Source organism: Peribacillus sp. Aquil_B1 (assembly GCF_022603275.1).
Taxonomy (GTDB): Bacteria; Bacillota; Bacilli; order Bacillales; family DSM-1321; genus Peribacillus.
Genome location: NZ_JAKXEE010000002.1, coordinates 255,643 through 268,840 on the forward strand (window position 1 = coordinate 255,643; position 13,198 = coordinate 268,840).

14 protein-coding genes and 2 other annotated features are annotated in these 13,198 nt (G+C 41.9%); of the genes, 3 read left to right on the forward strand and 11 right to left on the reverse strand.

The features are described from left to right. Positions 1-77: 77 nt before the first annotated feature. The gene (locus MPH60_RS14910) at positions 78-260 is read left to right on the forward strand and encodes a YlaF family protein (RefSeq protein WP_241590419.1); all 183 of its coding nucleotides are present in this window, start codon (positions 78-80) and stop codon (positions 258-260) included. A 110-nt stretch (positions 261-370) separates the two neighbouring features. Here the strand turns inward: MPH60_RS14910 and MPH60_RS14915 are convergent, their stop codons facing one another. Beyond that, entirely contained in the window at positions 371-1,174 is an 804-nt protein-coding gene (locus MPH60_RS14915; protein WP_241590420.1) for an inositol monophosphatase family protein, read from the reverse strand. A 405-nt stretch (positions 1,175-1,579) separates the two neighbouring features. After that, positions 1,580-1,777, reverse strand: a complete 198-nt coding sequence (locus MPH60_RS14920) for a hypothetical protein (protein WP_034314018.1) — start codon at positions 1,775-1,777, stop codon at positions 1,580-1,582. A gap of 195 nt (positions 1,778-1,972) precedes the next feature. Between MPH60_RS14920 and MPH60_RS14925 the strand changes: the two genes are divergently transcribed. Continuing rightward, positions 1,973-2,593, forward strand: coding sequence for a DUF1054 domain-containing protein (locus MPH60_RS14925; RefSeq protein ID WP_241590421.1), 621 nt, complete (start codon positions 1,973-1,975; stop codon positions 2,591-2,593). Between the two features lie 266 nt (positions 2,594-2,859). On the opposite strand, the gene trpA is transcribed toward MPH60_RS14925, so the two are convergent. The 9 genes from trpA to MPH60_RS14970 form a co-directional block, all read right to left on the reverse strand. Continuing rightward, positions 2,860-3,639: a tryptophan synthase subunit alpha gene (trpA, locus tag MPH60_RS14930; RefSeq protein ID WP_241590422.1), complete on the reverse strand. Its 780-nt coding sequence runs from the start codon at positions 3,637-3,639 to the stop codon at positions 2,860-2,862. Beyond that, positions 3,632-4,837, reverse strand: coding sequence for a tryptophan synthase subunit beta (gene trpB, locus MPH60_RS14935; RefSeq protein ID WP_241590423.1), 1,206 nt, complete (start codon positions 4,835-4,837; stop codon positions 3,632-3,634). Before trpB ends, trpA begins: the two co-directional genes overlap by 8 nt. Before the next feature lie 4 nt (positions 4,838-4,841). Further along, on the reverse strand, positions 4,842-5,456 hold the full coding sequence (locus MPH60_RS14940; protein ID WP_241590424.1) for a phosphoribosylanthranilate isomerase: 615 nt from the start codon (positions 5,454-5,456) through the stop codon (positions 4,842-4,844). 10 nt (positions 5,457-5,466) lie between these two features. Continuing rightward, positions 5,467-6,243, reverse strand: coding sequence for an indole-3-glycerol phosphate synthase TrpC (gene trpC / locus MPH60_RS14945; RefSeq protein WP_241590425.1), 777 nt, complete (start codon positions 6,241-6,243; stop codon positions 5,467-5,469). Then, positions 6,243-7,265 carry an anthranilate phosphoribosyltransferase gene (trpD, locus tag MPH60_RS14950; RefSeq protein ID WP_241590426.1) on the reverse strand — a complete coding sequence of 341 codons (1,023 nt, stop codon included), beginning with the start codon at positions 7,263-7,265 and terminating at the stop codon, positions 6,243-6,245. The genes trpC and trpD overlap by 1 nt, the downstream gene beginning before the upstream one ends. Positions 7,266-7,292: 27 nt before the next feature. Further along, positions 7,293-7,898: an anthranilate synthase component II gene (locus MPH60_RS14955; RefSeq protein WP_241590427.1), complete on the reverse strand. Its 606-nt coding sequence runs from the start codon at positions 7,896-7,898 to the stop codon at positions 7,293-7,295. Further along, complete coding sequence (gene trpE, locus MPH60_RS14960) at positions 7,895-9,289, reverse strand: anthranilate synthase component I (protein WP_241590428.1); 1,395 nt, start codon at positions 9,287-9,289, stop codon at positions 7,895-7,897. The genes MPH60_RS14955 and trpE overlap by 4 nt, the downstream gene beginning before the upstream one ends. Positions 9,290-9,459: 170 nt before the next feature. Then, positions 9,460-9,696 (reverse strand) — a binding site (T-box leader). A 35-nt stretch (positions 9,697-9,731) separates the two neighbouring features. Continuing rightward, positions 9,732-9,962: a binding site (T-box leader), on the reverse strand. A gap of 69 nt (positions 9,963-10,031) precedes the next feature. Next, positions 10,032-10,307 carry a UPF0223 family protein gene (locus MPH60_RS14965; protein ID WP_063596342.1) on the reverse strand — a complete coding sequence of 92 codons (276 nt, stop codon included), beginning with the start codon at positions 10,305-10,307 and terminating at the stop codon, positions 10,032-10,034. A 56-nt stretch (positions 10,308-10,363) separates the two neighbouring features. After that, positions 10,364-11,359 carry an NAD(P)H-dependent flavin oxidoreductase gene (locus tag MPH60_RS14970; protein ID WP_336275397.1) on the reverse strand — a complete coding sequence of 332 codons (996 nt, stop codon included), beginning with the start codon at positions 11,357-11,359 and terminating at the stop codon, positions 10,364-10,366. A 373-nt stretch (positions 11,360-11,732) separates the two neighbouring features. On the opposite strand from MPH60_RS14970, the gene MPH60_RS14975 reads away from it, so the two are divergent. Further along, positions 11,733-13,190: an aminotransferase class I/II-fold pyridoxal phosphate-dependent enzyme gene (locus tag MPH60_RS14975; RefSeq protein WP_241590430.1), complete on the forward strand. Its 1,458-nt coding sequence runs from the start codon at positions 11,733-11,735 to the stop codon at positions 13,188-13,190. Positions 13,191-13,198 lie beyond the last annotated feature (8 nt).

Sequence of the window (13,198 nt, forward strand, 5' to 3'; positions counted from 1 at the left end):
ACTTACATATTATATCACAAACATACTAGAAACAAATACAGAAATTATGTACAATAGATATATTAGGGGTGATATTAATGAACATTAAATGGAATTTCTTAATATTAGCGGTATTGGCAACATCCAGCATTGGCTCCATTGGCATCTTCATTGCTGAAAAAAGCTTGATTGGAATATTGGCTGCAATCGTTATTCTTTGCGGAGTCATGGGTTTCGGTTTCACTCAGAAGAAGAAATTACGCGAAGCCGGGAAGTTATAATATAAAAAACTCGCTGACGGACAGCGAGTTTTTTTTGTTAATTATTTCAAAATGAGGATTTGATTCCATCCATGCAAGATATTTATCCTGCATGCAAAAAGCCCCTGATGCTAATTGCTGGATTTTCCTGATAAGTATTTATCGAATACTTCTTTGTGAAGCCCAGGTTTAGATACGAAAAGTGAGTCTCCTTCCAAATAATTCAATCTGTCACCTTTAATATTACTTACTTCCCCGCCCACTTCCTCAACCAGTAAAACTCCCCCGGCAAAATCCCAAGGCATGAGTCTCATGGTTATGTATGCATCAATCCTTCCAGCTGCCACGAATGCCAGCTCCAATGCTGCCGAGCCATAAGAACGTGTCCCTCTTGCATCCCGAACCAGCGGTGCCAGAAGACTCGGGTCAATCCTCCGGTTTTCCGTTACCCAGCTAGCATTAATAGAAATGATCGCTTTGCTTACTGATGCCTCTTCAAGCGATGGAAGCCTTTGATCATTCAGAAATGCTCCCTGCCCCTTGACCGCATGATATAATTCATCACTGAAGACATCATAAACCATGCCAATCTTTCCAACGCCATCCACAAAAACCCCAAGAGAAATTGCAAAATTCCTCTGTTGATGAATGAAATTCAGCGTTCCATCAATTGGATCGATTATCCACACCGTACCTTTTAAGTCTTTAATATCATGGCCCATTCCCTCTTCGCCAAAAATGCGGTGTTCAGGAAAGACTTCGCCGATTTTTTCGCAAAAAAACTTTTCTATCCCCTTATCCATATTAGTGACCAAATCATTCGGATTCGTTTTCATTTCAATATTCAACTTGGTTTTAAAGGACGCCCTTAGCCTAGTACCCGCTTCTTTCATCCATAACTTCGCATATGTATCCATTTCCTTGACCGATGCCATTATAATATCCCCGTCCTTTATGATCAGAAACTACATTAAAATGATCCACTTCTAAAGATTAAAGCAAATATAGCTTGCCTTCAAGTTTTTAACATCTTAAATTTTCCATTTTTTAAAACATATATGAAGAAAGAAGGTTCCTTGATCATCCATTAATCGGTTTCGCAATCATGAGTAGCCCGCACAAATACTTTTCAGACCACTTTGACTGAACCTTTCCCTTCCTTATTAAAGGGTACCCAACCAAAATAAAATACCACCTTATTTATATTGGACATTTAATGAAAAACGGACACATTATTTTTTAATAAAATAAAGTGTCCGTTCATCTATAATAAAATTCCTTGTATTGAAATTGATTCATTTCCTTTATTCATTCTCCTTCAAGATCTCTGCAGCCAATCATTACAAGGCTTTCAGTTTTAACAATTCCAAGCGGATGCGTTCAAGCCTTTGCTTGCATTGTGACCTCTTTTGGTCATTCTCTTCACCAATTGCTTCAAAAAGGGTTGCTAATTCATAGTCCATTTCCATTCTCAACACTGCAGCTCTATGTCTTTCAACTTCTTTAGCTTTTAATGCTTGGTTCATGACTTGTTTCATAATTAACATTCTCCCTTCATCAATTAACGTAATTTTCTGAATTTATATTATCATATGATTTCCTACAACAAATAGCAACTAATTTGTGCTTTAACCTATAAGTAATTTTACATCGCCAACTCAAATCGTATTTTTTAAATTTTACTTTTACTTATGCTACAATATGTGCAGATATTACGGTAGGAGAGATGAAAAATGAAAATAGCAAGTTTTACAGCAAGTGATTTTGATGTTTTTAAAATTGATGGATTGGAACCCCGCATGGATGCTTTAAAAGAACGGATCCAGCCCAAATTACTAGCCCTAGGAGAGCACTTTTCTCAAAAACTGTCAGTTATGACCGGCGATGAAATGTACCCTCACGTCGCAAGGCATGCTAGACGGACAGTGAATCCTCCTAATGATACATGGGTTGCTTTCGCTGCCAACAGCAGAGGTTATAAAATGATGCCGCATTTCCAAATCGGTTTATGGGAAACGCATATGTTCATCTGGTATGCCGTCATTTATGAATCCCCTAATAAAACGGAAATCGGAAAGCATCTGGAGCAGCAGGCAGACCGATTGGTGAATAGCATTCCCTCCCATTATGTTTGGTCAATGGACCATACAAAACCTGATGTCATCCCTCATGAAGATCTTGGAGTAGATGATTTGAATTCAATGTTCACTCGTTTGCAAACGGTAAAGAAAGCCGAAATTCTATGCGGAATAAAAATTTCCCGTGATGACGCCATTAAGTTAAAAGATGATGATTTCATTCAAACCATTCAAGATGCGTTTGAACATCTTTTACCCTTATACCAATTAAATTAAACACATTTGATTGGTATTCGGATCCAACAAAAAACTGGTTAAGATAAAAGGAGAGCCATAAGGCTCTCCTTAGACTGTTAGACAAACTCGATCATTATAGAGTTTGTCTACAGTTTTTTTAGGTTTTTAACGGTCTTGCGCCTGCAAGGTCTCCCTTGGACACGCTTTTCTAAGAGGAGACTCAGAACACCTGCACCAATCCACTTTATTTTAGGATAGAACTCCTTTGCCTACAAACTGAGGGCTGCCTGGGAGTCTCTCCATTCCTATTTTTGCACTACCCCTTTACTTGCTTGTATCAAGTCACTAATTTGATCTTCCTTACCTGTCTCGAAGCAATCGATGATCTTGCTGCCGACTATTACTCCATCGCAGTATTGTATTGCATCACGGACATGATCTGGCGTCGATATGCCGAACCCAGCAAGAACGGGAACCGGACTTATCTCTTTTACCTTCTTTAAATAGCCTCCAAGTTCTTCTCCAAAGGCGTCACGGGCACCTGTAATGCCTTTAACTGTAACTGCGTAGATAAAGCCCTCAGCCCCTGCGGTAATCTCAGTGATACGCTCTTTCGATGACGTGAGCGTCACAAGTCGGATAAGGACGATTCCTGCAGTTTTGATTGATGAAAAGATGGTTTCTTCTTCAATCGGTAAATCGGGGATGATGCACCCCGAAATCCCTGCTTGTAGACAGTCATTCGTAAACTCTTTAAGTCCATACGCCAGGATTGAATTCGTATATCCCATCAAAATAATTGGGATGGTCAGATCATTTTTGATTTCCATTACTTTTTTCAGGACATCTTTTAAAGTTGTTCCATTTTCCAAAGAACGGATGCCAGCTTGTTGGATAACCGGTCCATCTGCGACAGGGTCAGAGAATGGGATACCTAGTTCAACGGCAGTCGCCCCGCTGTTTTCAAGGAAAAGAAGCTGGCTCTTTAACCGCTCAAGACCTCCATCGCCTGCCATAATATATGGGATGAATGCTTTTTCCTGTTTTGTTTTACATTCTTGAAGCGCGTTTGTTAATTTATTCATGTTTACTACCCCCTATCAACGATTGAACCGTTTCAACATCCTTATCACCACGGCCGGACAGGCAAATTACCAATCCTGTTCCTTTCTCCATTTCTTTAGCAAGCTTTAAACCGTAGGAAATCGCATGTGAACTTTCTAAAGCAGGGATGATCCCTTCCTCCCTTGAAAGCAATGTTAGAGCTTCTAAGGCTTCAGCATCGGTTACTGAAGTATATTCCACCCGATTTGTATCTTTTAAGTAACTATGTTCAGGCCCTACCCCTGGATAATCCAGACCTGCTGAAATTGAATGTGCCTCTTGGATCTGACCGTCCTCGTTCTGCAATACGTACATGAATGCCCCGTGGAGCACCCCAGGTTTCCCCTTCGTCAAACTTGAAGCATGCAATGGCGTTTCAAGTCCATGCCCTGCCGCTTCCACTCCGTATAATTTTACCGCTTCATCCTCAATGAAGGGATAAAACATTCCCATTGCATTACTTCCTCCGCCTATGCAAGCGACTACTGCATCCGGTAGGGAATGAGCCGCCTCCGAATATTGACGCTTTGTTTCATTCCCTATCACACTTTGAAAATCACGAACGATAACGGGGAATGGATGCGGTCCAAGAACCGATCCCATTATATAATGGGTGTCATCCACATTCGCCACCCAATATCGTAACGCCTCATTCACTGCATCCTTCAGTGTCCCGCTTCCTTGTGATACAGATATGACCTTGGCTCCCAAGAGCTCCATCCTGAATACATTTAATTTCTGTCTCCTGATATCTTCTTCTCCCATAAAGATGATGCATTCCAACTTCAGCAATGCACACACAGTCGCCGTTGCTACACCATGCTGTCCTGCACCCGTTTCGGCAATCACCTTTTTCTTGCCCATTTTCTGAGTCAGCAAAGCTTGACCAATCGTATTATTTATTTTGTGGGCCCCGGTATGATTCAAGTCTTCGCGCTTCAGGTAAATATTTGCACCACCAGCCAGTCTCGTTAAGTTCTCCGCAAAATAAAGTGGTGTTTCCCGACCGATATATTGTTTCAGGTAATAGCTTAGCTGACTTTGGAATTCAGGATCATTTTTAGATTGTTCATATACTTCTTCAAGCTCCGTAATCGCCGCCATTAAAGTTTCTGGAACGAAACGGCCTCCATATGCTCCAAAATGTCCAGTTTTATCAGGCTGTGTATAAGTGTTCATCTATTCATTCCTCTTTTCCGGCTGTATATTTTGCCTCATTAATAAATGCTTTTATTTTTGCTCCATCTTTTAATCCGTTTGTTTCAACACCACTGGCTACGTCAACTGCGAACGGTGAAACGGCATCAATCGCTTTTCCGACATTTTCCGGAGTCAGCCCACCCGCTAGAATCACCTTTCCCAGTGGCAGATCCGCTTTTCGGATCATATCCCAATCCAAAGTCAATCCCTTTCCAGATGAACTCTTAGGAAGATCAACCAACAGAAAATCTGCTGGGTATTCATGAAGGTTTTCAAGGTCTTGTTCTGAATTGACCGCAAAGGCCTTGATCACCGGTAAGGGCATTCTGAGGGCGAAGCTGGCAGACTCGTTACCATGAAGCTGAATATAATCCAATCCTGCAATTTCAGCACTTTTTATCACTTCTTGTTCAGTTTGATTAGCAAAAACTCCGACTTTTTTAACATGTCCAGCTAGATTGGCCCCGAATTCTCCCACTCTCTCTGGCTCAACCTTTCTGCTGCTCTCGGCAAAGATGAAACCAATGAAGTCTGCCCCTGATTCAACAGCAGTCTGAGCGGCAGCCAATGTCTTTATCCCACAGATTTTCACTAACATATTAATCTCCTTATATACTCATTTGCAGTTCGGCCATCGTGTGCGGAAGATTTGATGCAGTCATCAGCGTCTCCCCGACTAAAATCGCTTTTGCACCAGCTTCCTTCACACGCATCACGTCTTCTTTTGTCTTGATGCCACTTTCACTGATAATGATATGACGTGCCGGATCAAGTAACTTCGCCAATCGTTCCGTTACAGCCAAATCCACTTTGAAGGTCTTTAAATTCCGATTGTTAATCCCTATGAGCTCAGCATTCAGCTCGAGAGCCTGTTTTAGTTCAGCTTCATCATGGACTTCCGTCAATACTTCAAGCCCTTTCTTTTTTGCATATTGATATAATTCATGAAGTCGTTCTTTAGAAAGTGCTGCCACAATCAATAGAATGATAGTTGCACCAGCTTGATGGGCGCGATCGATTTGGATTTCATCGATGATGAAATCTTTGCACAGCCTGGGAATCCGTATAGCCTCGCTTACGTTTCTCAAATCTGCAATTGATCCTTTAAAGAAAGCCTCATCCGTCAATACGGATATCGCTGCCGCTCCGCCGCTTTCATATGAAAGGGCCTGCTCGATCGGATTAACATTGATTTTAATGTCCCCTTTTGAAGGTGAAGCCCGTTTTATTTCCGCGATAACAGCCATCGATTTCGCCGTTTTCAAATTATCCACCAAAGATGGTCTGACTATGTTGACCATGACCGAATCACCTAAGCCCCTTTCTTTTAATTTTGCGACTTCCACCTTTTTCTGTTCGATGATTTTCGTTAAAATATTTTCCATTACATGACCACCTTATTTCTATTGCCATAAGCAATCAGATTTTCTAACTTTGCAAGAGCCGATCCGCTATCAAGGCTTTCCTTGGCCATGGAGATTCCTTTTTTGATTGTTGCTGCCGTTCCATGTGCGTATAATCCCAATCCAGCATTCAATAAAACGGTATCACGATAGGCCCCTTTTTCCCCCTTGAGAAGCCTAAGCATGATATCGGCATTTTGTTTGGCATCACCGCCGCGGATGGCATCATTTCCGTAAACCGGCAGATCCACTTCTTCAGGATGCAGCGTAAATGGGATAATATCTCCCTGCTCCAAGAGCACGAGTGAATTTTCCCCCTGTAGACTCGCTTCATCCATGAATCCGGCACCATTTATGACGACCGCGCGTTTCCTGCCTAATTTATGCAGGACTTCCGCAAAAAGCTCGAGCATATCGCGTCGATTGATTCCCATTAATTGCGTATCTAGTTGGACTGGATTTGTCAAAGGTCCGATGAGATTAAATATCGTCGGGATTTTCAGTTCTTTTCTCACTTTCATTATCCGTGCAATATTAGGGTGGACCGATGGGGCAAATAAGAATGCGATCCCATTTACCTCCAACAGTTCTTTTAACATTTCAGGCTCCAAGTACAAATTAACACCTAGCTCTTCCAATACATCCGCACTGCCCGTTTTGCTTGAAATGCTACGGTTTCCATGTTTGGCAACCTTGACACCGGCACCAGCCAGCACGAAAGCCGATGCTGTACTTATATTGAAGCTTTGTGACCCATCCCCCCCTGTTCCGCAATTATCCATTACATTAAGGGAGCTTGTTTGTACACTTCTTGCTTCTTTTCTCATGACCCTGACAAGGCTCGCAATTTCACCTGCCGTTTCCCCTTTGGATTTTAGGGCAATGATGAATGCTGCCATTTCGCTTTCGGTGATATCTTTAGAAAATAACGATTGGGCTGCTCTGCTCATCTCTTCTTCCGTCAATGTTTGACGCTCTGCTAACTTCGCTAAATATTCCTTCACCGCTAACTCCCCCAGTCGTTTTTTGTTTTATAAAATGGATTGTTGCTTCTCTGATTGAAAGGTTCCGGCAATCTCATAAAATTGATGTAATAATTCCTTGCCGATTTTCGTCCCTATTGATTCAGGGTGGAATTGTAAACCGTAGAGCGGGAATTCCTGATGTTTCAGGGCCATGATTTCCCCGTCATCCAGTGCTACTGCCGTCACAGTAAGTTCTTCTGGCAAACTCGCCCTTTCAACTACAAGGGAATGGTAACGCATTACCGGGAATTGTGAGTCCTGTTTGGCAAATACACCTGTTCCATCATGTTCGATTACCGATGTTTTCCCATGCATGATTTGTTTCGCTCCAACCACATTCGCACCAAAAACTGCACCAATGGCCTGATGCCCCAGACAAATGCCTAAAAGCGGAACTTTCTCATAAAAATTGCGGATGATCTCCATACTGATACCTGCATCTTCCGGCCTGCCGGGTCCCGGGGAAATGACGATTGCCATTGGATTCAGATCCTCAATTTCCGCAAGGGTGATTTCGTCATTTCTTTTTACTACGATTTCTTTTTCCACTTCCCCTAAATATTGATAAAGGTTGTAAGTGAACGAGTCATAGTTATCAATTAATAAAATCATTTAGTGTGAACCTCCATTAAAGCGCGTGCTTTATTTTGTGTTTCTTCATATTCCGTTTTTGGATCTGAATCATAGACAATTCCAGCCCCTGCCTGTACATAGGCCTTGCCATCTTTAATGATCATCGTCCGAATGGCTAAAGCCATATCAAGATCCCCTCCAAAACCTATGTAGCCTATCGAGCCCGAATACATCCCCCGTTTACAATTTTCCAGTTCATTGATCAGCTCCATTGCCCTGATTTTAGGAGCACCCGAAACTGTTCCGGCGGGGAGGCAGACCGTAAGGGCATCTAAACTCGTGTACCCTTCCCTAAGCTTTCCGCTAACCTTCGAAGCAATATGCATGACATGCTGATATCTTTGAATTTCCATTTCCTCAGTGAGGTGGATTGAACCGATTTCGCAAACCCTGCCAAGATCATTTCTACCTAAATCAACAAGCATCTTATGCTCGGCAAGTTCCTTTTCATCCATCAGCAGGCTTTTTTCGAAGCCCATATCTTCTTCATCCGTTTTCCCTCTCGGCCGTGTGCCGGCGATGGGATTAACATGAACCATTCCTGATGAAACACTGATTAAACTTTCTGGAGAAGACCCAATGATTGTATAATCGCCAAATTCTATATAAAACATATAAGGGGACGGGTTGGCTAATCGCAAACGTCGGTAAGCATCGAAAGGCTCCCCATCGAAGTCCGCTTTAAACCTTTGTGATAAAACGACTTGGAACACTTCACCGGCTACAATCGCCGCTTTGACTTCAAGGACCATTTTCTCGAATTCATCCTGACTGAAATTCGAATCGAATTCCAAATATTCCGACGATATTTCCTTTGACGGCTTGCTTGCCTGATTGATTTTTCCCTTCATCTCCAATAAACTTTTTTCACTATCTTCTTCCGCAGTCAAAAGATGGATCTTCTGCAGAACATGATCGAATATATACAATTCTTTATAAAAAAGAAAATGAGCATCAGGCATTTGCAGAGAATCGGGAGGAACCGAACCTATATTTTCATATAGACGAATGATATCATAGCCCATATATCCAATTGCGCCACCGTTAAAAGGAGGAAGATGTATGGGAGCCTCTCCTATTTCCACTAATAATTCGTTTTTTAGAAACTCGATGATATTCATGTTCTTTACGATTTGGTCACCTTTTTCAGTGTCTTTCACACGAACTTGGTCAGCAAGTGATGTCACCTCCAGGTACGGTTTTGAACCTAGATAAGAGTAGCGGCCGTTGTCATGATGCGAATTTGAACTTTCCAATAAAAACTTCTGGTCACCATCCAATTTCTGAAATATGGCAATGGGAGTGTGGATATCCCCTTCAATCGTGTCCATTTTAAAACGGAGTATTTTTTTTTCATCCAAATCATTCATCTCATTTCACTCCCAATTCTTATACGTTTTTTATAAACCTCCGAAAGGAAAACCCTTTTGGCCAAGTGCCGGAGTTTTCAATTCCTCTGGATATTTTTTGATGCTTCTCTAAAAGGTATATATATTGAAACTCCAATAAAAAAATCCCCTGCAAACACAAATATGTGTCTGCAGAGGACGGTATACCGCGGTGCCACCTCAAGTTGGAAAAACGCATCATTTTTCCCTCTCAAGCAAGAATGAAAAATTCTTGCGATTACCCTTTAACGGTGGCAGCCGAGTTTCCCTACTTATTTCAAGAAACCACTCATAAGTCCATTCATCTTCTTATATCGTACCGGTTTCCACCTTTTCCGGCTCTCTGTGACGCATCCAAAAAGATTACTACTCTCATTCATAGATTTAATTATCATTTCCATAAAAACGCAAAAAGGGCCCTCATCCAAAGGACGAGGAACCCGTGGTACCACCTTAATTAGCTAAATTAGCTCACTTTACGGCATTAACATGCCTATCTCCGTTAACGATGAGATAATCGCCAAAGCCTACTCCGTTCATCCGTTTCGGTTTGGGGCTCGGAAGTCCATTCGCTTAAATTCGTTCACCAGTTTTCAGCAACCACTGGCTCTCTGCAGAACATCATTAAGGTACTCTTCTTCGTCACTGCCTTTATCTTTTTCTTGTTTATTATGTTAAAACAATCTCTTCAGTAAGTCAATGGAGTTTTCTAAAAATTATATTTTTAATTTTTCATTTTTATCCATTCTCCGTCATCAATTCCTTTTGCCTTCTTTATAACAAGATAGGCTGAATAGGTGCTGACTGACTCGAACTCATCCGTATACTTTTTTTCATCCGCCTTACCGGGGACTATTTCCTTGAATCTTCGGTAAGCCTTCATGAATTCTTCCTTTTGTATTTTATTTTCATAAGCCTTTTCTACCGCTTCAAAGAATTTAATCACATCTACGATTTCGTCGGTAGACCAATCAAGATCCATTGGATATTGATAATCCATATTCTAAACACGCTCCTTCTAGATAGTTTTTCATGTTGTCCGGCAAACCATTTATATCAGTCTGCCCATTTTGAACGAATTGCTTCCGCCTGGTCGATAATCCGACTGAATAGCTCAGCAGTCGATGGTACATCATGAATCAGCCCCATCACTTGTCCAGCCCAAGCAAAGCCTTCAGCTTCAATACCGTCATGAATATAACGCTGGTTCGCTTTTCCACTTATGTAATCCTTCAATTGTTCATATCCGCCGTTTTCTTTTTCTATATCCAGGATCTTTTCGGTCCAGCTGTTAGCAATTACCCTGGCTGGTGCACCAATGGACCGCTTGATGATAACGGTATCATTTTCCGTGCCGGAAACCAAGGCATTTTTATATAATTCATGTGCATGAACACACTCCTTGACTGCTATGAATCTTGTCCCCATCTCGATTCCTTCAGCACCTAGTGCCATTGCTGCCATCAAACCGCGTCCATCGCCAAATCCGCCCGAGGCGATGACTGGAATTTTAACGGAGTCCACAACTTGAGGAATTAACACAGAAGTTCCAATATCATCACGGCCTAAATGTCCCCCTCCCTCCTGACCAACCACCATCACTGCATCTGCCCCAAGCTGTTCAGCCTTCATTGCCTGCCTTCTTGCAGCAACAAGCACGAGTTTTTTTACCTGGGTGCCTTTGACATAATCAAGAAATGGGCCAGGGTTGCCGCCGGTTACGGAAACAGCTGCAATATCCTCTTTCAAGGCTGCTTCCAGCATATGTTCATAAGGCCTTCCATGCTGACCGATTGCAAAGTTCACACCAAACGGTTTATCCGTCAATGATTTCGTTTTTCTAATTTCATCCACCAGTTGCTCCGGGTTGTCCAAGGACATGGCCGTTACCTGCCCTAGCCCCCCTGCATTCGAAACTGCCGCAGCCAGGTCTGCATATGCTAAATGGGCCAATCCCCCTTGTACGATTGGGTATTGAATGCCTAATAAATCGGTCACACGCGTTTTCCACTTCAAACTCCTCATCTCCCTTTTCATTTTGGTCGTTTGTATATTTAGCTGATCATTAACTTCATTATGGCAAATATTGTTTACCTGTTCAATTTTCAAACACACACATACAATATTAATAAAAGAAGAATTCTTGAGTAAATCCAGTAAATACTAGGAAAATGGACATTTATAAACTGCAGATAATTTTATTGAGCCCCTTAACAACAAAGACATATATAAATTGTTTAAGTCCGTACATTAAAGTCACTCTAGGCATTTATTATAAGACGTGCTATAATTCATATGTTTTATGTCTATCCACAAGCTTACAAACCATTTGAATGGAATCGGAGAAACATACGATCGTAATAGAAAGGGAGTATATGCTCCTAAATATTTCGTACCTATTTTATTGAAAAGGGGCCACAAAGAATTGTCACAGAATGAAACACCCTTATACACTGCCTTATTGCAGCATGCAAAAAGAAATCCCGTTCAATTTCATATTCCAGGTCATAAAAAAGGAAAAGGAATGGACGCTGATTTCCGTAATTTCATTGGAGAAAATGCATTATCCATAGATTTAATCAATATCGCTCCACTCGATGATCTCCATCAGCCAAAAGGGATCATTAAACAAGCTCAGGATCTTGCCGCTGAAGCTTTTGGGGCAGATCACACATTCTTTTCCGTTCAAGGAACAAGTGGAGCAATCATGACGATGGTCATGACAGTATGCGGGCCTGGGGACAAAATCATCGTTCCAAGGAATGTACATAAATCCGTAATGTCTGCCATTGTATTTTCTGGAGCTGTTCCCATTTTCATCAATCCTGAAATAGACAAAGATTTGGGCATCTCACACGGCATCACCGTCGAGGCCGTTGAAAAAACGTTAAGCGAACATAGCGATGCAAAAGGATTGCTTGTCATCAATCCCACTTATTTTGGCATTTCGGCTGATTTGCAGAAAATTGTGGAAGTGGCTCATTCCCACCAAATCCCAGTACTCGTAGATGAAGCACATGGTGTCCATATTCACTTCCACGAAGACTTGCCGATGTCAGCCATGCAAGCTGGAGCAGATATGGCTGCAACGAGTGTTCATAAACTGGGCGGTTCACTAACCGGAAGTTCCATATTAAATGTTAAAACTGGATTGGTTTCCGCAAATCGTGTTCAAGCGATATTGAGCATGCTTACAACCACCTCAACCTCCTATATCCTTCTGGCTTCCCTGGATACGGCTAGAAGACAACTTGCGACGGTAGGCAGGGAAATGGTCGATGAAGCGATCAACCTTGCAGGGTATATCCGTGAGGCCGTTAATGAGATTCCTTATCTATACTGTGTCGGCAGCGAAATTCTCGAGAGCAAGGCAGCGTATAGTTATGATCCAACTAAATTGATCATATCCATTAAGGAATTGAATATTACCGGATACGACGTTGAGAAATGGCTTCGTGAAAAGCATAATATCGAAGTGGAACTTTCTGACTTGTACAATATACTTTGCCTGATAACACCTGGAGACTCAAAAACAGAAGCGGATCTGCTGATCGCTGCCCTTAGAGACTTATCGGAAGAGTTTAAGAAAATGGCTGCCGAACATGAAAAAATCGAAGTCCTGCTTCCTGATACACCACCACTGGCTTTATCACCCAGGGAGGCATTTTATGCAGAAACCGAAGTGGTTCCCATTGAGGAATCGGTCGGCAAAATCAGCGCTGAATTCATCATGGTTTACCCGCCTGGTATCCCGATCTTCATTCCAGGTGAATTGATTACTGAAGATAATATCAATTACATCCGGAAAAACATCGAGGCCGGCCTACCTGTACAAGGCCCTGAGGACCCAGAAATAAAATATTTACGCATTATTAAGAATTGATCGATTCC

Coding starts and splice junctions, on each gene's coding strand:
- MPH60_RS14915 (WP_241590420.1), bottom strand. CDS start 1,174: ATGGCATCGGTCAAGGAAATGGATACATATGCGAAGTTATGGATGAAA.
- trpB (WP_241590423.1), bottom strand. CDS start 4,837: ATGAACACTTATACACAGCCTGATAAAACTGGACATTTTGGAGCATAT.
- MPH60_RS14920 (WP_034314018.1), bottom strand. CDS start 1,777: ATGAAACAAGTCATGAACCAAGCATTAAAAGCTAAAGAAGTTGAAAGA.
- MPH60_RS14940 (WP_241590424.1), bottom strand. CDS start 5,456: ATGTTAGTGAAAATCTGTGGGATAAAGACATTGGCTGCCGCTCAGACT.
- MPH60_RS14955 (WP_241590427.1), bottom strand. CDS start 7,898: ATGATTTTATTAATTGATAACTATGACTCGTTCACTTACAACCTTTAT.
- trpC (WP_241590425.1), bottom strand. CDS start 6,243: ATGGAAAATATTTTAACGAAAATCATCGAACAGAAAAAGGTGGAAGTC.
- MPH60_RS14965 (WP_063596342.1), bottom strand. CDS start 10,307: ATGGATTATCAATATCCAATGGATCTTGATTGGTCTACCGACGAAATC.
- MPH60_RS14925 (WP_241590421.1), top strand. CDS start 1,973: ATGAAAATAGCAAGTTTTACAGCAAGTGATTTTGATGTTTTTAAAATT.
- trpE (WP_241590428.1), bottom strand. CDS start 9,289: ATGAATGATTTGGATGAAAAAAAAATACTCCGTTTTAAAATGGACACG.
- MPH60_RS14910 (WP_241590419.1), top strand. CDS start 78: ATGAACATTAAATGGAATTTCTTAATATTAGCGGTATTGGCAACATCC.
- trpA (WP_241590422.1), bottom strand. CDS start 3,639: ATGAATAAATTAACAAACGCGCTTCAAGAATGTAAAACAAAACAGGAA.